The following is a 17,129-nucleotide window of genomic DNA, read 5'->3' as shown; positions in this document are numbered from 1 at the left end:
GCCGGACTAAAGTCCGGCCACGCCGTCGCATTTTCAGTCAAATGGACCCAACGCTTAGTAAGATCTGCGCTTCGTAAGATTTGGACTTACAGGGAGCGCTGGATCGTCTCCACGCGATAGCACTCGATCACGTCACCGGCACGCATGTCGTGATAGCTCTCGAAGGCCATGCCGCATTCCTGGCCCGACTGGACTTCCTTCACTTCGTCCTTGAAGCGCTTCAGCGTCGACAGCTTGCCTTCGTGCACCACGACGTTGTCGCGGATCAGGCGCACATTGGCGCCGCGTTCCACGGTGCCGTCGGTGACGCGGCAGCCGGCGACCTTGCCGACCTTGGAGATGTTGAAGATCTCCAGGATCTCGGCATTGCCCAGCATGGTTTCGCGCAAGGTCGGCGCGAGCAGACCGCTCATCGCCTTCTTCACGTCGTCCACGAGGTCGTAGATGATGTTGTAGTAGCGGATCTCGATGCCGTTGCGCTTGGCGGCCGCAGCGGCTTCCTTGTTGGCTCGGACCGAGAAGCCGATGATCGCGGCGTTGAAGCCTTCCGCGAGCGTCACGTCGGATTCCGAGATGCCGCCGACGCCGGCATGCAGGATGCGGGCTGCGACCTCGTCGGTGCCGAGCTTCTCCAGCGAGCCGAGGATGGCTTCCAGCGAGCCCTGCACGTCGGCCTTGACGATCAGCGGGAATTCCTTGCGGCCCGCCGTCTTCAATTGCGACATCATCTGCTCGAGCGAGCCGCGCATGCCGGAGATCGAAGCTGCCGCGTTCTCGCGCTTCTGGTGCGCACGGTAGCTGGTGACCTGACGGGCGCGGGCTTCGTTCTCGACCACCGCGAGACGATCGCCGGCCTCGGGCGGACCGTTGAAGCCGAGCACTTCGACCGGTACCGAGGGACCGGCCTCCTGCACCGTCTCGCCCTGATCCGAGATCAAGGCGCGGACACGGCCCATTTCGGCACCGGCGACGATGATGTCGCCGACGCGGAGCGTGCCGCGCTGCACCAGCACGGTCGCGACCGGACCACGGCCGCGATCGAGCTTGGCCTCGATCACGGTGCCCTCGGCCGGACGCTGCGAATTGGTCTTCAGGTCGAGGATTTCGGCCTGGAGCGCGATCATTTCGAGCAGCTTGTCGAGATTGGTCTTGTTCTTGGCGGACACCTCGACGTCGACGACCTCGCCGCCGAAGGATTCCACCTGCACCTCGTGCTGAAGCAGCTCGGTGCGCACGCGCTCGGGCTTGGCGTCGGGCTTGTCGATCTTGTTGATGGCAACGATGATCGGCACCCGCGCCGCCTTGGCGTGGTTGATGGCCTCGACCGTCTGCGGCATCACGCCGTCATCGGCCGCGACCACCAGCACGACGATGTCGGTGACCTTGGCGCCGCGGGCGCGCATCGCGGTGAACGCGGCGTGGCCGGGCGTATCAATGAAGGTGATCTTCTTGCCGCTTTCGGGCGACACCACCTGATAGGCGCCGATGTGCTGGGTGATGCCGCCGGCCTCGCCGGAGACGACGTTGGCGTGGCGGAGTGCGTCGAGCAGCGAAGTCTTGCCGTGATCGACGTGACCCATCACGGTCACGACGGGCGAGCGCGTTTCGGTATCGGTGGAATCGTCGACGGTGTCGAACAGGCCTTCCTCGACGTCCGACGCGGCAACGCGTTTGACGGTGTGGCCCAGTTCTTCGGCGATCAGCTGCGCGGTGTCGGCGTCGATCACGTCGGTGATCTTGTGCATCGCGCCCTGCTTCATCAGCATGCGGATGACGTCGACCGCGCGCTCGGCCATGCGGTTGGCGAGCTCCTGGATGGTGATCGCTTCCGGAATGACCACCTCGCGGATGAGCTTTTCCTTCGGCTCGTTCGAGGCGTGGCCCTTCAGGCGCTGGGTGCGGCGGCGGAACGAGGCGATCGAGCGCTCGCGCACCTCGTCGGCGTTGAGCGCGGTGACCACGGTGAGGCGGCCGCGCTCCTTCTGCGGGCCGGGCTTGTGGGTGGTCTTCGGGGCCGCGGCGGGGCGCACGGCGCCGCCGGGGCGGCGCACCAGGCGCGGACCTTCATCTTCGTCGGGCCCGGCCGCAACCGCCGCCGGTCTCGGCGCAGAGGCCGGTGTGCGCGCGGTTGTCGTGGTTGTTGGGCGTGCTGCGGGCGCACGGGCGGCCGGAGCAGACGCAGGTGCGGCTCCGGCAGGCTTGGCGGGAGCAGCGACAGGCGCCGCACCGGGCTTGGCCTCGCCTTCGCCAAAGCGGCGCTTGGCCTCGACTTCGGCCTTCCGCTTGGCTTCGTCCTCGTGGCGATGGCGCTCGTCCTCGGCCTTGCGGCGGGCTTCGGCGGCATCGCGCTCGGCGCGTTCCGCGGCCTCGCGGACGGCGCGGCGCTGGGCCTCTTCCTCGGCCTGGCGGCGTTCTTCGACTTCGCGCAGCTTGGCATCGGCCAGCGCGCTGGCGCGGGCCGAACGCTCGTCCTCGGTCAGGGTACGCAGCACCACGCCGGAGCGGGTGTTACGCTGCTGCTGGCCGGGAGGCGGGCCTGACGGGCGGCCGAGCGGCGGCCTGGCGGCCGGCGCCGCCGGCTTTGCAACCACGGGTTCCGGCGCATGCGCCTCGCCGGGGCCATCGCCAATGCGGCGCTTGCCGCGCTTCTCGACCACGACCTGCTTGCTGCGGCCATGGCTAAAGCTCTGGCGCACGGTCCCCGTTTCGACGCGCGGCTTGAGCGATAGCGTCTTGCTCGGAACGCTCAGCTTCTTGTCGCCAGGGGTCTTGGTATCAACCATTCAGCAGTCCTAATCTCGTTTCGCTGTGCGTTTGCCGCACAAATCCTTCAACGTGTCGTCGCTTGCTGAGCATGACCGGTCGGAAAGACGGCGTCCGCCTTCCCGGATCACGCTCTGGAATTTCTGGCCGCTTCGGCAGTCTTGTCATCGTCCGCCATCCGGTATCGGACCAGCATCTGGCTACGTGACAGGAATGACCTGCTCGCCGGGCCCGCGAGCAGCGCAGCATGTATCACATTTGACCGGGTGAGTGCCAAATCCAATTCTACCGACGTCAAAACATTGACGACGGGGATTACCGGCGATTCACCACGTTTTTCGCCCCTTTGCCTCACGATCGCGTCCAATTTGCGGATTCCGTCCGCCGCGCCGTCGGAAGCGTGGATCAGGGCTGCAGTTTCGTTCCGGTTGAGTGCGTCCTCGACCTTGCCGAAGCCCGAAACGACCTGACCGGCCTTGGCGGCCATCGCCAGGGCCTCGGTGACGCTGCGCACCAGGAGGGTGTCGGTGTCGGTGGGGAGGGTCGGCGCGACGCGGACGTCGCGCTTGAATCCCTTGCTAAATTGGTGACGGCGGACCGCTTCCGCAACGCTGCGCCGCGATGCGGAAACCCATAATCCGCGTCCGGGTAGCTTGCGCTTGAGATCGGGAACCACCTCGCCTTGCGGCGATACGACGAAGCGGATCAGCTCGTCGATCGGCCGGACCTCGCGACTGACCGCGCACATGCGCATGGTTGCGGACCTTTCGGTCCGCGGCCCATGATCGAGATCGGGGTCAGCCTGAGCCAGCATCCGTGGGGCATCTCCTTACGAGGCCGTCGTTTCTGCTTCGGCGGCCTCGGCCTCTTCGGCAGGCTTGGCGATATCGGCTTCGGTGATCCAGCCGGCCTTGACGCGGGCCTGCATGATGATCGCTTCGGCATCGTCACGGGAAATGTCGATGCCATCGAGCGCACCGGCGTGCTTGGTCGGCTCGCTGCCTTCCTTGCGCTCGGTCCAGCCGACCAGATCGTCGGTGGCGCAGCCGGCGAGGTCGTCGACCGTCTTGATGTCGTTCTCGCCGAACTTCACCATCATCTTCGAGGTCACGCCGGGCACGTCCTTGAGCGCGTCCTCGACACCGAGCTCCTTGCGCCTGGCCTCGAGCTCGGCTTCCTGCTGCTCCAGATATTCGCGGGCACGGTTCTGGAGCTCTTGCGCGGTCTCCTCGTCAAAGCCTTCGATGCCGGCGAGTTCCTTGACGTCCACCATCGCGAGTTCCTCGACCGAGGTGAAGCCTTCGGACGCCAGCAGCTGGCCGACCACTTCGTCGACATTGAGCGATTCCATGAAGACGCGAGTGGAGTTCTCGAAGTCGGCCTGGCGGCGCTCCGATTCCTCCTGCTCGGTCAGGATGTCGATGTCCCAGCCGGTGAGCTGCGAGGCCAGACGCACGTTCTGGCCGCGGCGGCCGATCGCCAGCGAGAGCTGGTTGTTGGTGTCGGGCACCACGACCTCGATGCGCTCGCGGTCCTCGTCGATGACGACCTTGGAGACTTCGGCCGGCGCCAGCGCGTTGACCACGAAGGTCGCGATGTCGGGCGACCAGGGGATGATGTCGATCTTCTCGCCCTGCAGTTCGTTCACCACGGCCTGCACGCGCGAGCCGCGCATGCCGACGCAGGCGCCGACCGGATCGACCGAGGAATCACGGGAAATCACGCCGATTTTCGCGCGCGAGCCGGGATCGCGGGCAACCGCCTTGATCTCGACGATGCCGTCGTAGATCTCAGGCACTTCCTGCGCGAACAGTTTCGCCATGAACTGCGGATGAGTGCGGGAGAGGAAGATCTGCGGACCTCTCGTCTCGCGGCGGACGTCGAAGATGTAGGCGCGGACGCGGTCGCCGTTGCGGAACACCTCGCGCGGCAGCATCTCGTCGCGGCGGATGATAGCTTCGCCACGGCCGAGATCGACGATCACGCTGCCATATTCGACGCGCTTGACGACGCCGTTGACGATGTCGCCGATACGGTCCTTGAATTCCTGGTATTGCCGGTCGCGCTCGGCCTCGCGCACCTTCTGCACGATCACCTGCTTGGCCGATTGCGCGGCGATGCGGCCATATTCCAGCGGCGGCAGGGTGTCGGCGATGGTGTCGCCGACCTGGGCACCGGGATTGGCGCGCTGCGCGTCCACCAGCGAGATCTGGTTGGAATGATTTTCGACCTTGTCGACCACCAGCATGTGGCGCGACAGCCGCAGCTCGCCCTTTTTCGGGTCGATCTCGGCATGAACGTCAGTTTCGCTGCCGTAACGGGCCCGCGCCGCCTTGGCGATGGCGTCCTCCATCGCGGCGATGACGATGCCGCGGTCGATCGATTTCTCGCGTGCAACGGCGTCCGCGATCTGAAGCAATTCAAGTCGGTTGGCGCTGACTGCCATGGCTAGTCTCCTTCGGATGGATCGATCTCGCCACGGCGCGCGCGCTCGGCCGCCAGGCGGTGCTTTTTGGTGTTGGTCGGAGCCGGCTTCTTGCCGGGCTTGTGAGCAGGCTTGGGTTTCGGCTTCTGGCTCTTCGCCGGATCGCTCTTCTTGGCGTGGGCCGGCTGCGGCGGCGCGAGGCCGAGCTCGCGGCGCAGCTCGCGCTCGGCGGCCTTGCCGCGCCGCATCGATTCCTCGATCAATTCGTCGGTCAGCACCAGCCGCGCGTCCGAGATGTCCTCCATCACCAGGAGAACCTCGACGTCCTCGTCGGGACGCGGATCGTCGCGCCTGATGCGCACCGCATCGCCCTCGACGCCGGCGAGCGTGCCGCGGAAGCGCTTGCGCCCCTCGTGCGCGACCGCCATCTCGATCTTCACCAGATGCCCGGAATAGCGCTCGAAATCGGAGCGGCGCACCAGCGGGCGGTCGATCCCCGGCGAGGAGATCTCCAGCCGGTAGGCGCGATCGATGGGATCGGCGACGTCGAGCACGGGCGACAATGCCCGCGAGATCGCCTCGCAATCCTCGATCTGCATCGAGCCGTCCGGTCGCTCGGCCATGATCTGAACGGTGCAGCCGGCTTCCCCGGAGATGCGGATCCGCACCAGGCGATAGCCCATGCCCTGGAGCACGGGGACCGCGACCGCGGCGACACGCGCCGCGACCCCGGGCTCAACGACGAGACGCGGCTCGGCGAGCAGTTCGGTGTCCACGGACGTGGCGGTCGGTTCGGTCATATCCAGTGTTAAAGGCTGTCTAAGGTCTAAAGGCTGCGGAGGTCTGTTGTGTTGTTCAGGTGGCCTTAAGGGGCCGCTAACGCTACCCAAGCTGGACCCGGCCTCGTTGGGTCCCGTCAGGTAATAAAAAAGAGCGGGTCCTTGCGGGCCCACTCTCACTACGCGGATCGTATGAGATACCATAAGTTGCGTTGGATATAGCTCTTTTGCCTGGGTCCGGCAAGGCCCCCGGGTCCGGCGGGAGGCGATTTTAGGGCTCCCAGGATGCCGGATTGATCTAACCCTCCGTTTACGAACGGGACCATAGATTGCCGAAAATCGGCAGAAGTCGCCGGTCGGACAAGGCTCATGACGACAGCCCCTGCGCTGATCCCGGAACTCGACGACATCGTTCGCCGCGGCGACCCCAAGCGCCGCGCCGAGGCCGCGCGGCGGCTCGGCGAGCTGTTTCTTCAGGGCGCCGCGAGCTTCCGTCCCGACCATATCGACCTGTTCGACGGGGTGCTGACCAGCCTGGTCCCGCATGCCGAGCTTGCTGCGCGGGTCGATCTCGCCGAACGGCTCGCGCTGCTCGCCAACGCGCCGCGGCATCTGGTCGGGCAACTCGCCCGCGAGGACGAGGTCGCGATCGCGGGGCCGCTGCTGCGCCGATCGCCGGTGATTGACGAAAGGGTGCTGGTCGAGATCGCCAATGCCAAGGGCCAGGGCCATCTGCTCGCGATGGCCGAGCGATCGACGCTCTCGACTGCGCTGACCGACGTCCTCGTCCGACGCGGCGATCGCGACGTCATCCGATGCGCGGCCGGCAATGCGGGCGCGGCGTTCTCGGACGCCTCCTTCACGACCTTGGTACAACGAGCCGGCCAGGACGGCGTGCTGACGCTGCGGATCGGCCGCCGCGATGATCTTCCGCCCGAGCATCTGAAGGGCCTGCTCGCCGGCTCGATCGACGTGATCCGCCGCCGTCTGCATGCCGTCGCCAAGCCGGAACGCCAGGCCGAGATCAAGCTGGCGATGAAGGAGATCGAGGGCGTGATCGTTCAGGTCGAGGGCCGCGATTTCACAGCCGCGCAGCGCGCCATCCTGGCGCTGCATCGCGCCGGCGAATTGAACGAGGCCGCGGTGGCCGGCTTCGCAAAGGCCTTCAAATATGAGGAATGCATGGCGGCGCTCGCCGCGATGGCCGGCGTGAAGATCGTCACGCTCGATCGCCTGATCTCCGGCGATCGCTATGATCCGATCCTGATCGCCAGCAAGACGATCGGCTTCGAATGGCCGACCGTGCGCGCCCTGATCCTGATGCGGCTCGGGCCGAACCGCGTGCCGTCTCCTGCCGATATCGAAGGTGCGCGGGTGAATTTCGTGCGCCTGATGCCGTCAACGGCGCAGCGCGTCGTGGAGTTCTGGAAGTCGCGCTAGTTCATGCGGTCGTGGCGGACTCTCTGTCCGTCATTGCGAGGAGCGAAGCGACGAAGCTATCCATATCTCCCCACGCCGAACCATGGATGCTTCGCTTCGCTCGCAATGACGAGCTGAATCAGCTGCGTCATAATACTTCCCAAAAATTGCGTCGGCCCGCTATGCTTTCCGCGAGGCGCGACACAGCGCCAACGGGGAGATTGCCATGCTGACGGACGCCGACATCCAAACGCACGCCGCGCGGATCCGCGACGACGGATACACCGTGATCGAGCGCGCCGCCTCGCCCGATCTGGTCGAGGGGTTGAAGGCGGCGGTGCTGAGAATCGAGCGCGAGCACAGTCTCGCACCTGCCCGAACATCGTTCGAAGGCTTCAAGACGCTGCGCATCAACAACCTCCTGACCTATGACGATCTGTTCTGGGAGGTGCCGCTGCATGACAACGTGCTGCCGGTGGTCGAACGCGTGCTGGACAGGGAATGCCTGCTCTCGTCGTTCTGCTCGCTGGTGCTCGGGCCCGGCCAGGAGGCGCAGCCGGTTCACGAAGACACCCAATTGATCCCGTTGCCGCGGCCGCACATCCCGATCACGATCAATGCGATCTGGGCGCTGTCCGATTTCCGCGACGATAACGGCGCGACGCGGATCATTCCGCGCAGCCACAAATTCGATTCGTCGCCCGAATACGGCAAGGAGTACGATGCGGTCACCGCGACCATGCCGGCCGGCAGCGTGATGCTGTTCGACAGCGCCCTGTGGCATGGCGGCGGCGCAAATAGCAGCGACGCCAGGCGCTTTGCCTTCTCCTGCGCTTATTGCTGGGGCTGGATGCGGCAGCAGGAGAACCTGCAGCTCGGCATTCCGCGCGAGACTGCGGCCCGCTTTCCGCGCCGTTTGCAGGAATTGTGCGGCTACAGCGTCTACAAGGGCCAGTTCGGCCACATCGACAATCACGATCCGATCGAGCTGCTCGGCCGCGAGCGCGGCAAGCGGATGGTGTGGGAGGCGACCGACGTCAGGAAGGCGCGGCTGGCGGAAGCGAAGGGATAGCTATCCGTCATTCCGGGGCTCGCGAAGCGAGAACCCGGAATCTCGAGGTTCCGGGTTCGATGCTCCGCATCGCCCCGGAATGACAGCACTACGGCAACCGCTTGAATCGCAAATACGCCGCCTTGCGCCCTTCGCGCTCGGCCTTGGCGCCGTAGCGCGTCATCGTGTAGTTCGGCCACGGCTGTTGCCAGTCGGTCGCGCGCTCGGCAAGCCAGGCGAAGTCGGGCGAGCGCATCAGATGCGCCAGCGTCCAGGCGCAATAATCATCGATATCGCTGACGAAGCGGAATTCGCCGCCCGGCGGCAGCAATCGTGTCATCGCAGCGACCGTTGCATCCTGGACGAAGCGCCGCTTCCAGTGTCTCCGCTTCGGCCAGGGATCGGGGTGGATCAGGTCGATCCGCGTCAGCGAATCCTTCGGCAACCAGGCCAGGAGCTCGGCGGCATCGCCCGCGAACAGGCGGATGTTGCCGATGTTGGCGGCCTCGATCTGCGCGAGGATTTTCGCCATGCCGTTGACGTAGGGCTCGCAGCCGATGAAGCCCATGGCGGGAAAGTTCTGGGCCTCGGCCGCGAGATGCTCGCCGCCGCCGAAGCCGATCTCGAGCCTGACATTCTCGATGCCGTCATCGAACAACTCGGTCAGCGCCTCGGGCGCGGGCGCCGAGATGTCGACGGCCAGATGCGGCAGCAGAGTGTCGATCAGGTCGGCCTGATGCGGGCGCAGCTTGTGGCCCTTGCGCCGTCCGAAGAACGAGCCGCGCGCATGCGCCATCGCGCCGTCGTCGGGGGAATCGCGATCGCCGCGGTCGCCTGGAGCCGGTGTCATCGCAGCGTCTGATACAGGCGATGGAGCAGCCGCGCGCGCGGCGCGAGCGACGAGACAAAGAGCTGCTCATAATGGGTGTGCGCGCCCTTGCCGTCGACGCCGAGCCCGTCGAGCGTCGCGGTGTAGGCGGCGGTGAAATTGCCGTCCGAGCCGCCGCCTGTGAACACATCCGCCAGCTCGAAGCCGAGCTCGGCGGCCAGCCCCCTGGCGTGCTCGTAGAGTGCGGCGCCGGCATTGCTTTTCTCATAGGGCGGACGGTTCAATTCGCCCGATATCTTCACGCTGACGCCCTCGGTGCGTGAGGTGATCCCGAGGATCTTCGGAACCAGTTCGTCGGCGTCGGCCATGGTCGGCACGCGCATGTCGACTTCCGCATAGGCCTCTTCGGCGATCACGTTCGGCTTGGTGCCGCCGCGGACGATACCGACATTGACGGTGACGCCGCGCGTCAGATCGTTCATTCCTTCCAGCGCCAGGATGATATTGCCGAGCTCGCGGACGGCGCTGCGGCCGTCTTCGGGCCGGGAGCCGGCATGCGCCGGCGTGCCCTTGATGGTGACGTCGAAACGCCCGACGCCCTTGCGTCCGGTGACGATCTTGCCGCCGTCGCGCGCCGGCTCGGTCACCAGCACATATTTGGCCTTGCGTCCTTCCTTCTCAATCAGCGCACGCGAGGTCGGGCTGCCGATCTCCTCGTCGGACACGTAGAGCTGGGTGATGCCGAGCGGCGGGCGCGCGCCGTCGGCGCAGACCTGCCGGAATGCATGATAGGCGATGTAGGCGCCGCCCTTCATGTCGTAGATGCCGGGGCCGAACGCGACGTCGCCTTCGACCTTGAACGGCAGGCGCTCGATGAATCCGATGGGATGAACGGTATCGAGGTGGCTCAGCACCAGGATGCCCGGCGCCTCCTGGCCCCAGGACGAGCGCGTCACCAGGTGATCGCCGCAGCCGTCGCGTCCTGCAATGCGCTCCACCGTGGCCGGCAGGTCGCGATAGCCCGACGCGACGAGATCAGCCAGCTTGTTGACCTGATCGGGCCGCTCGGTCGGAGATTCGATCTCGACCCAGCGGCGGATGCCGTCGAGAATCACGGCGGTTTCGAACGGATTGCTGGACATGCTGTTGTCGTCGCCTGTGAATTCGCTTTGTCATTGCGCGCACGCGCCGAAGCACGATCCGCAATCATGCTCAACGAGGCGCTCAAGCGCGATGATGCTCAAGCTGAGCTCATCGCGTTGGCGCGCGCCGGAATGGCATATTCCAGATTTGACGATCTCTCAAACGGATATGGCTGAATCAGGCCTGCTCGGCTGCCTCGCGCGCCGCAATCTGCTCGACCAGTTCGACGATGCTGCGGCGGAGCTTGGCGTCCGCGATCCGCGTGAAGGCGCGGGTCAGGGCCAGGCCCTCGGCGGTTGCCAGAAAATCGGAGACGTAGGTCGGCGAGGCGCCCTCGCTGAAGCCGTCGGCGGTCTTGACGCCGCTCGGGCCGCCTTCGAACAGGAATGACACCGGCACCTGGAGAATTTCGGCGATCTGCTGGATGCGGCTCGCGCCGACCCGGTTGGTGCCCTTCTCGTATTTCTGGACCTGCTGGAAAGTCAGGCCCAAAGCTTCACCGAGCTTCTCCTGGCTCATGCCCAACATGATGCGGCGCATGCGCACGCGACTGCCGACATATTTGTCAACAGGGTTGGGCGCTTTCGTGGACATCTCCAACTCTCCTAAGGGATTGCGCGCCCGTGGATGAGGCAAGTTGGAAGTGGAGTATGCCTCAGGCGCCGGTGCCGTCAAATCCTGCAAGGAGGATCGGGACGAAATGCGGACAATTTGCGCAAAGGGGCTGACTTGGCTTGTGATTTCGCGTGGACCCGTACAATGCGAAGTGCACGGTCGATCTGTCAACTGGTGGAATCATACTGAGGTAAATTTCGACGTTTTTTCGGGTTCGCGACAACCGGCGATATGCAGCCGTCAGGGTTTTCGCCTCACAAACCGCCGCAACACGAACGCCAAGGCTGTGATCACAATCACAGCGGCGGGGATGTTCCCGACACGCGCATAGATCGTCGGCGCGATGGCCGCCGGCAGGCCGGCATCGAGCACGCCTTCGATGCCGAGCCCGAGTTGTGCGACGATCCGGCCAACCGGGTCGATGACGGCCGAGACGCCCGTATTTGCGGCGCGGACCATCGGCAGGCCTTCCTCGATGGTGCGCAGCCGGGCCTGTTGCAGGTGCTGGTAAGGGCCGGTCGAGATTCCGAACCATCCGTCATTGGTGACATTGACGATCCAGCCGGGACGGTCGTCGCGGCTCACGATATTGCCGGGAAAGATCGCCTCGTAGCAGATCACGGGCAGGGCGCGCGGTGCGTTCGGAATATCGAGCGGCCGTCGGATCGTGCCGGGAATGTAGCCGCCCTGCACCTTGGTGAGCTGCTCGAAACCGAGCTTCTCCATCAACGCCTGGTAGGGGAGGAATTCTCCGAACGGGACCAAATGCACCTTGTCGTACACAGCGAGCACGCTGCCGTCGTGATCGATCACGTAAATCGAGTTATAGGCGCGCGTCACGCGGACGCCGGGCGGCAGGTCGGGCGCGCGGACCGAGCCCGTGATCAGCACGGTACCCTTGGGCAGGAGGTCGGCGATTTGCGCCATCGCGTCGGCTTCGCGGGTCAGGAAGAACGGAAAGGCGGATTCCGGCCAGATCAGGATGGTGGCATCCTTCACGCCCGTGGCGTGCGGCCCTGAGGCGCGATCCGACAGGGTGAGATATTTCTGCATCACCGCCGCCTTGGCGGAGTAGTTGAACTTGGCGTCCTGCTGCAAATCGGGCTGCATGATGCGCAGCTTGACGCCATCGACCATCCTTGTCGGTTGCTGCGCGAGGCGGATCACGCCGAACGCCAGCATTGCCGCCAGCACCAGCACCGCGGCCACCGGCGCGCGCCACGGCTTGCGGCCGCGCGAGCCGCCGTCGATCAACACCGCCGGGCTTGCGAAGATCGCAACCGTCAGGAACGTCATGCCCCACAGGCCGATCAGCGACGCCGTCTGGGCCAGCGGCAGCGGCTCGGACAGCGCGTAGCCGAACGCGTTCCAGGGAAAGCCGCTGAGGAGATGGCCGCGCAGCCATTCCGAAACCGTCAGGCTGACCGCGAGCGCCAGCACGCGCGAAGCGTCGCGCGGCCAGATCAGCCGCGCCAGCGCGAAGCCGAACGCGGTGAACAAAGCCAGATAGGCCGGCAGGCCGAGGACGGCGAACGGCGTCAGCCAGGCGAACACGTCGGCGTCGACAAAGAAGGCGTAGCCGATCCAGTAGAGGCCGGGTACGAAATAGCCGAGCCCGAACCAGTAGCCGGTCAACGCGGCGGCGGGGACGCCGCCATAGCGGCCGGCGCCGGCGCCGTCGATCAGCCAGACCGCGATGGAAAAGGTGAGAAACAGAACCGGCCAGGCGTTGAACGGCGCCATCGCCAGCGCAGACAGCGCGCCGGCCGTGAGCGCGAGGACGGCGCGTTTCCATCCCCAGGTCAGGATGATTGCAAGGCCGATCGATCGGAGCTTGTCGGACAGCCTCACTGCGGACCGGCTCCCTCGCCGGGCGGCGGCATGTTGTCATTCGCCTGCGGGTTTCCGGAGTCCGGCGCCTGCTCGCGGCGCCGCTCGCGCTCCTTGCGCGGCGTCGGCCGTTCCTTGCGCGCGGTGATGCGCACGCGCTTGACCCGGCGCGGATCGGCGTCGAGCACCTCGACCTCGTAGGTGCCCGGACCCGAGATCACTTCGCCGCGCACCGGCAGGCGTCCGACGAAGCTGACGAGAAAGCCGCCCAGCGTCTCCACCTCCTCGCCGGCTTCGCCGGTGACGAAATCGTCGCCGATCACCGAGCGGACGTCGTCGAGGCTGGCGCGGGCGTCGGCGATGAAGGCGTTGTCGGGCAGGCGCACGATCGAGGGTGGCTCGTCGCTGTCGTGCTCGTCGTCGATTTCGCCGACGATCTGCTCGACGATGTCCTCGATCGAGACCAGGCCGTCGCTGCCGCCATATTCGTCGACCACCAGCGCCAGATGGATGCGCGTGGCCTGCATCTGCGCGAGCAGGTCGATCGCCCGCATCGACGGCGGCACGTAGAGCAGCTTGCGGATGATGTGCGCATCATGAAGTGGCAGCGCGAGATCGACGGCGCGCAGGTCGAGCCCGGCCGGCAGCGGCTTCTTGCGCTTGGTCTTGGTGGCTTCCGATACGCGGGCGCGGGCGGTCATGAAGGCGAGCAGGTCGCGGATATGGACGATGCCGACGGGATCGTCGAGCGTCTCGTTGAAGACCACGAGGCGGGAATGGCCGGCACTCTCGAAGCGGTCCATCAATTCGCCGAGCGGGATGTCGCGCTTCACTGCGATGATGTCGGCGCGATGCACCATGACGTCGGCGATACGGCGCTCGTGCAGGCCGAGAATGTTGCGCAGCATGGTGCGCTCGACCGCGGAGAAGCCGGTGTCGTCGGGCGTCGATGCATCGAGCACGACCTGGAGGTCGTGGCGGACCGACCCCGCCTTCCAGCCGAACAGCGTCCGGATGGCGCGCAGGAGCCAGCCTTCGGCGGCCGGGCGCATCACCTCGCCATCGTGCACCACGGCGGGCAGGTTGCTCACGTTGCGCGGGTTGTCGTGGGTCGGTTCGGAATCCGGCATGTCAGGCGATCCGATCCGCATAGGGGTCGGGAATGCCGAGGGAAGAGAGGATCTCGCGCTCGAGCGCCTCCATGTCCTCGGCATCGTCGTCGTTCTCGTGGTCGTAACCGATCAGGTGCAGGAAGCCATGCACCGCGAGATGGCTCAAATGATGGTCGAACGGTTTCTGCTCTTCATCGGCTTCCCGCCGCATGGTCTCGTAGGCGATCGCGATGTCGCCGAGCATGCGCGGCGCATCGCCCGGCTTCCACCCGCCCTCCGGCTGGAGCGCGGGGAACGACAGCACGTTGGTCGGCTTGTCGATGCCGCGCCAGTTGCTGTTGAGCGTGCGGATGCCGGCGTCATCGGTCAGCATCACAGCAAGCTCGGCGTCGGCGACATCGGCATCGGCGATTTCGGCGGCAGCCTCGATGGCGCGGTGGATCACCGCGTCGGCATTGGGCTCGGCCTGCCAGCATTCGGCGGTGACGAGAACCTCGGTTGCAGGAAAAGCAGACACGTTGGTTTCAAAATCTGCGTTATGGCCGGATCCCGCGTCGTGCGGGCTCGCGGCCGAAGCTATTGGTCTCAAGATCTGGCGTTTGCCGGCTTTTGCGGCAATCCCTCATAGGCGGCCACGATGCGCGCCACCAATTCATGGCGGATGACGTCTTCGGCCTTGAAATGCACCTGCGCGATGCCCTCGACGCCGTCGAGCAGCTTCACGGCTTCCGTGAGGCCCGAGGTCTGGCCGTTCGGCAGGTCGATCTGCGAGGGATCGCCCGTCACGATCATGCGGCTGTTCTCGCCGAGACGCGTCAGGAACATCTTCATCTGCATCGACGTCGTGTTCTGGGCCTCGTCCAGGATGATGGCGGCGTTGGTGAGCGTGCGGCCGCGCATGAAGGCGAGCGGCGCGATCTCGATCTCGCCGGTCTGGAGCGCACGCTCGACGATGCGCGCATCCATGAGATCATAGAGCGCATCGTAGATCGGCCGCAGATAAGGATCGACCTTCTCGCGCAGATCGCCGGGCAGGAAGCCGAGTCGCTCGCCGGCTTCCACCGCCGGGCGCGACAGGATGATGCGATCGACCTCCTTGCGCTCGAACAGCTGGGCGGCATGGGCGACCGCGAGCCAGGTCTTGCCGGTGCCGGCGGGGCCGACGCCGAACACCAGCTCGTGCCGCTTCAGCGCGCGGATGTAGGAGTCCTGTGCGGCCGTGCGCGCGCGCACCGGGCGCTTGCGCAAGTTGATGCTGTCGAACGTCGATTTGGCCGATTTGGCGTCGAACTCGAACAGCGAGCCCTGCGCGATCACGGCGCGGATCGCGCCTTCGACCTCGCCCTGGTCGAGATCCTGTCCCTTCACGGCTTGCGTGTAGAGCATCTCCAGCACGCGCCGCGCGGCGTCGCAGCCGTCGCGGCTGCCGCCGATGGTGATGTGGTTGCCTTTGGAATCGACGACGACGCCGAGTCGCCGCTCGATCTGCGCCAGGTGCTGGCCGTAGGGGCCGACCAGCGCGGAAGCGGCGCGGTTGTCGTCGAAGTCGATGACGACCTGGGTCTCGGGCGGAACTTGCATGTCGCGGTCAAATTTGCGGCTGGGAGCGAACGAAGACGAATCCGATGCGCTTTTGGGCAAGGGTTCAGGCTCCAGTGGTCTGCGAAATGAGGCCGGGCGCGGGCCGCGTTACGAGCTCGCCGATCAAGCTGTAGCGTTCGAGGCTGTCGATGCGGACCGGCAGGATTTGTCCGATGATGTCGGGCGAGGCCATCACATGGGCGGGTTGGAGGTACGCGGTGCGGCCAACGATCTGGCCCTCCTTGCGCGCCGGACGCTCGAACAGCACATCGACCGTTGAGCCAATCGCAGCCTTGTTGAAGGCCGATTGCTGGCTGTCGATCAGTTCCTGGAGCCGCTCCAATCGCTGGTCCATCTCGGCGGGGGACACCGTCTCCTGCATATCCGCGGCCGGCGTTCCCGGCCGGGCGGAGTATTTGAACGAATATGCAGCAGCGTAACCGATTTGCGTGACAAGCGCGAGGGTGGCGAGAAAATCTTGCTCGCTTTCGCCCGGGAAGCCGACGATGAAATCTGATGAAAAAGCAATGTCTTGGCGGGCGGCGCGGAAACGGTCGATGACCCCAAGGTAATCATCGGCGGTATGTTTCCGGTTCATGGCGGCCAGAATCCGGTCCGAGCCCGATTGCACCGGCAGGTGCACGAACGGCATCAGGGCACCGAGATCGCGATGGGCCGCAATCAGGCTGTCGTCGACATCGCGCGGATGGCTGGTCGAATAGCGCAGCCGCGCGATGCCGGGAATCGTGGCGAGCCGCTGCAACAATTTGCCGAGCGGCCAGACGCGGCCGTCGGGACCCTCGCCGTGATAGGCGTTGACGTTCTGCCCGATCAGCGTGAGCTCGCGCACGCCGTTGTCGGCGAGCCGCTTCACGTCATCGACGATCTTCGCCACCGGACGCGAGACTTCGGCGCCGCGCGTGTACGGCACGACGCAGAAAGTGCAGAACTTGTCGCAGCCTTCCTGCACCGTGACGAAGGCGGAAATGCCGCGGGCGCGGATCGCATCGGGCTTCGGCTGCGCCAGGAAGCCGAACTTGTCCTCGACCGGGAATTCCGTTTCCAGCGCGCGGCCGTTTGCCTTGGCGCGCTTCAAGAGCTCCGGCAGATGATGATAGCTCTGCGGGCCGACCACGACATCGACCACAGGTGCCCGGCGCACGATCTCCTCGCCCTCGGCCTGCGCCACGCAGCCCGCGACCGCGATCTGCATCGCGCGGCCGCCACGCGCGGCCTCGTCCTTGGCAACGCGCAGCCGGCCGAGCTCGGAATAGACCTTTTCCGAGGCCTTCTCGCGGATATGGCAGGTGTTGAGGATGACGAGGTCGGCGTCCTCAGCGCTGGCCGTCTCCACGAATCCTTCCGGTGCCAGCGTATCCACCATGCGCTGGGCATCGTAGACATTCATCTGGCAGCCATATGATTTGATGTGCAGCTTGCGCGGCGGCGTCATGGAACCCTAAGAGCGAAAAATGGAAACGGCGCCATCGGGGCGCCGGGGCTGAAATATAGCTTAAACCGGGGAAAATCCAGCGGTCCGGGGCTGGTCCTGTCACCTCCCTTGAAAAGGGGGGCTCGCTTT

14 protein-coding genes are annotated in these 17,129 nt (G+C 65.6%); 2 read left to right on the top strand and 12 right to left on the bottom strand.

Annotated elements, in window-relative coordinates; all coding sequences use genetic code 11:
* Window positions 1-86: 86 nt before the first annotated feature.
* From infB to rimP, 4 genes are all read right to left on the bottom strand, one after another.
* The gene (infB, locus tag RX327_RS00245; protein WP_317249101.1) at window positions 87-2,783 is read right to left on the bottom strand and encodes a translation initiation factor IF-2; all 2,697 of its coding nucleotides are present in this window, start codon (window positions 2,781-2,783) and stop codon (window positions 87-89) included.
* 107 nt (window positions 2,784-2,890) lie between these two features.
* Entirely contained in the window at window positions 2,891-3,577 is a 687-nt protein-coding gene (locus RX327_RS00240; RefSeq protein WP_317249100.1) for an RNA-binding protein, read from the bottom strand.
* Window positions 3,578-3,592: 15 nt separating this feature from the next.
* A complete protein-coding gene (nusA, locus tag RX327_RS00235) occupies window positions 3,593-5,209 on the bottom strand; it encodes a transcription termination factor NusA (RefSeq protein WP_317249099.1) in 1,617 nt (538 codons plus the stop codon).
* A gap of 2 nt (window positions 5,210-5,211) precedes the next feature.
* Window positions 5,212-5,988: a ribosome maturation factor RimP gene (rimP, locus tag RX327_RS00230; protein ID WP_317249098.1), complete on the bottom strand. Its 777-nt coding sequence runs from the start codon at window positions 5,986-5,988 to the stop codon at window positions 5,212-5,214.
* A gap of 348 nt (window positions 5,989-6,336) precedes the next feature.
* Here rimP and RX327_RS00225 point away from each other — a divergent pair, with 348 nt between their 5' ends.
* Window positions 6,337-7,407, top strand: a complete 1,071-nt coding sequence (locus RX327_RS00225; RefSeq protein ID WP_317249097.1) for a DUF2336 domain-containing protein — start codon at window positions 6,337-6,339, stop codon at window positions 7,405-7,407.
* Between the two features lie 205 nt (window positions 7,408-7,612).
* Window positions 7,613-8,458, top strand: a complete 846-nt coding sequence (locus tag RX327_RS00220; RefSeq protein ID WP_050383426.1) for a phytanoyl-CoA dioxygenase family protein — start codon at window positions 7,613-7,615, stop codon at window positions 8,456-8,458.
* 88 nt (window positions 8,459-8,546) lie between these two features.
* Here the strand turns inward: RX327_RS00220 and trmB are convergent, their stop codons facing one another.
* The 8 genes from trmB to miaB form a co-directional block, all read right to left on the bottom strand.
* Window positions 8,547-9,287, bottom strand: coding sequence for a tRNA (guanosine(46)-N7)-methyltransferase TrmB (gene trmB, locus RX327_RS00215; RefSeq protein ID WP_410712131.1), 741 nt, complete (start codon window positions 9,285-9,287; stop codon window positions 8,547-8,549).
* Window positions 9,284-10,408, bottom strand: coding sequence for a M20 family metallopeptidase (locus tag RX327_RS00210; RefSeq protein ID WP_317249096.1), 1,125 nt, complete (start codon window positions 10,406-10,408; stop codon window positions 9,284-9,286). Before RX327_RS00210 ends, trmB begins: the two co-directional genes overlap by 4 nt.
* A 178-nt stretch (window positions 10,409-10,586) precedes the next feature.
* Window positions 10,587-11,003, bottom strand: a complete 417-nt coding sequence (locus RX327_RS00205) for a helix-turn-helix transcriptional regulator (protein ID WP_317249095.1) — start codon at window positions 11,001-11,003, stop codon at window positions 10,587-10,589.
* Between the two features lie 261 nt (window positions 11,004-11,264).
* A complete protein-coding gene (lnt, locus tag RX327_RS00200; protein WP_317249094.1) occupies window positions 11,265-12,875 on the bottom strand; it encodes an apolipoprotein N-acyltransferase in 1,611 nt (536 codons plus the stop codon).
* The gene (locus RX327_RS00195; RefSeq protein WP_317249093.1) at window positions 12,872-13,984 is read right to left on the bottom strand and encodes a hemolysin family protein; all 1,113 of its coding nucleotides are present in this window, start codon (window positions 13,982-13,984) and stop codon (window positions 12,872-12,874) included. The genes lnt and RX327_RS00195 overlap by 4 nt, the downstream gene beginning before the upstream one ends.
* 1 nt (window position 13,985) lies before the next feature.
* Window positions 13,986-14,483, bottom strand: a complete 498-nt coding sequence (ybeY, locus tag RX327_RS00190; RefSeq protein WP_317249092.1) for an rRNA maturation RNase YbeY — start codon at window positions 14,481-14,483, stop codon at window positions 13,986-13,988.
* A 68-nt stretch (window positions 14,484-14,551) separates the two neighbouring features.
* A complete protein-coding gene (locus RX327_RS00185; RefSeq protein ID WP_317249091.1) occupies window positions 14,552-15,547 on the bottom strand; it encodes a PhoH family protein in 996 nt (331 codons plus the stop codon).
* Between the two features lie 64 nt (window positions 15,548-15,611).
* Window positions 15,612-17,000, bottom strand: a complete 1,389-nt coding sequence (miaB, locus tag RX327_RS00180; RefSeq protein ID WP_317249090.1) for a tRNA (N6-isopentenyl adenosine(37)-C2)-methylthiotransferase MiaB — start codon at window positions 16,998-17,000, stop codon at window positions 15,612-15,614.
* Window positions 17,001-17,129: the final 129 nt, after the last annotated feature.

The sequence above is a fragment of the Bradyrhizobium sp. BEA-2-5 genome, assembly GCF_032918025.1.
GTDB classification, from domain to species: domain Bacteria; phylum Pseudomonadota; class Alphaproteobacteria; order Rhizobiales; family Xanthobacteraceae; genus Bradyrhizobium; species Bradyrhizobium pachyrhizi.
Note: the sequence above shows the minus strand (reverse complement) of the source record. Positions and strands in the feature narration are given on the sequence as shown.

Coding starts and splice junctions, on each gene's coding strand:
- infB (WP_317249101.1), bottom strand. CDS start 2,783: ATGGTTGATACCAAGACCCCTGGCGACAAGAAGCTGAGCGTTCCGAGC.
- RX327_RS00240 (WP_317249100.1), bottom strand. CDS start 3,577: ATGCTGGCTCAGGCTGACCCCGATCTCGATCATGGGCCGCGGACCGAA.
- nusA (WP_317249099.1), bottom strand. CDS start 5,209: ATGGCAGTCAGCGCCAACCGACTTGAATTGCTTCAGATCGCGGACGCC.
- rimP (WP_317249098.1), bottom strand. CDS start 5,988: ATGACCGAACCGACCGCCACGTCCGTGGACACCGAACTGCTCGCCGAG.
- RX327_RS00225 (WP_317249097.1), top strand. CDS start 6,337: ATGACGACAGCCCCTGCGCTGATCCCGGAACTCGACGACATCGTTCGC.
- RX327_RS00220 (WP_050383426.1), top strand. CDS start 7,613: ATGCTGACGGACGCCGACATCCAAACGCACGCCGCGCGGATCCGCGAC.
- trmB (WP_410712131.1), bottom strand. CDS start 9,287: ATGACACCGGCTCCAGGCGACCGCGGCGATCGCGATTCCCCCGACGAC.
- RX327_RS00210 (WP_317249096.1), bottom strand. CDS start 10,408: ATGTCCAGCAATCCGTTCGAAACCGCCGTGATTCTCGACGGCATCCGC.
- RX327_RS00205 (WP_317249095.1), bottom strand. CDS start 11,003: ATGTCCACGAAAGCGCCCAACCCTGTTGACAAATATGTCGGCAGTCGC.
- RX327_RS00195 (WP_317249093.1), bottom strand. CDS start 13,984: ATGCCGGATTCCGAACCGACCCACGACAACCCGCGCAACGTGAGCAAC.
- RX327_RS00185 (WP_317249091.1), bottom strand. CDS start 15,547: ATGCAAGTTCCGCCCGAGACCCAGGTCGTCATCGACTTCGACGACAAC.
- miaB (WP_317249090.1), bottom strand. CDS start 17,000: ATGACGCCGCCGCGCAAGCTGCACATCAAATCATATGGCTGCCAGATG.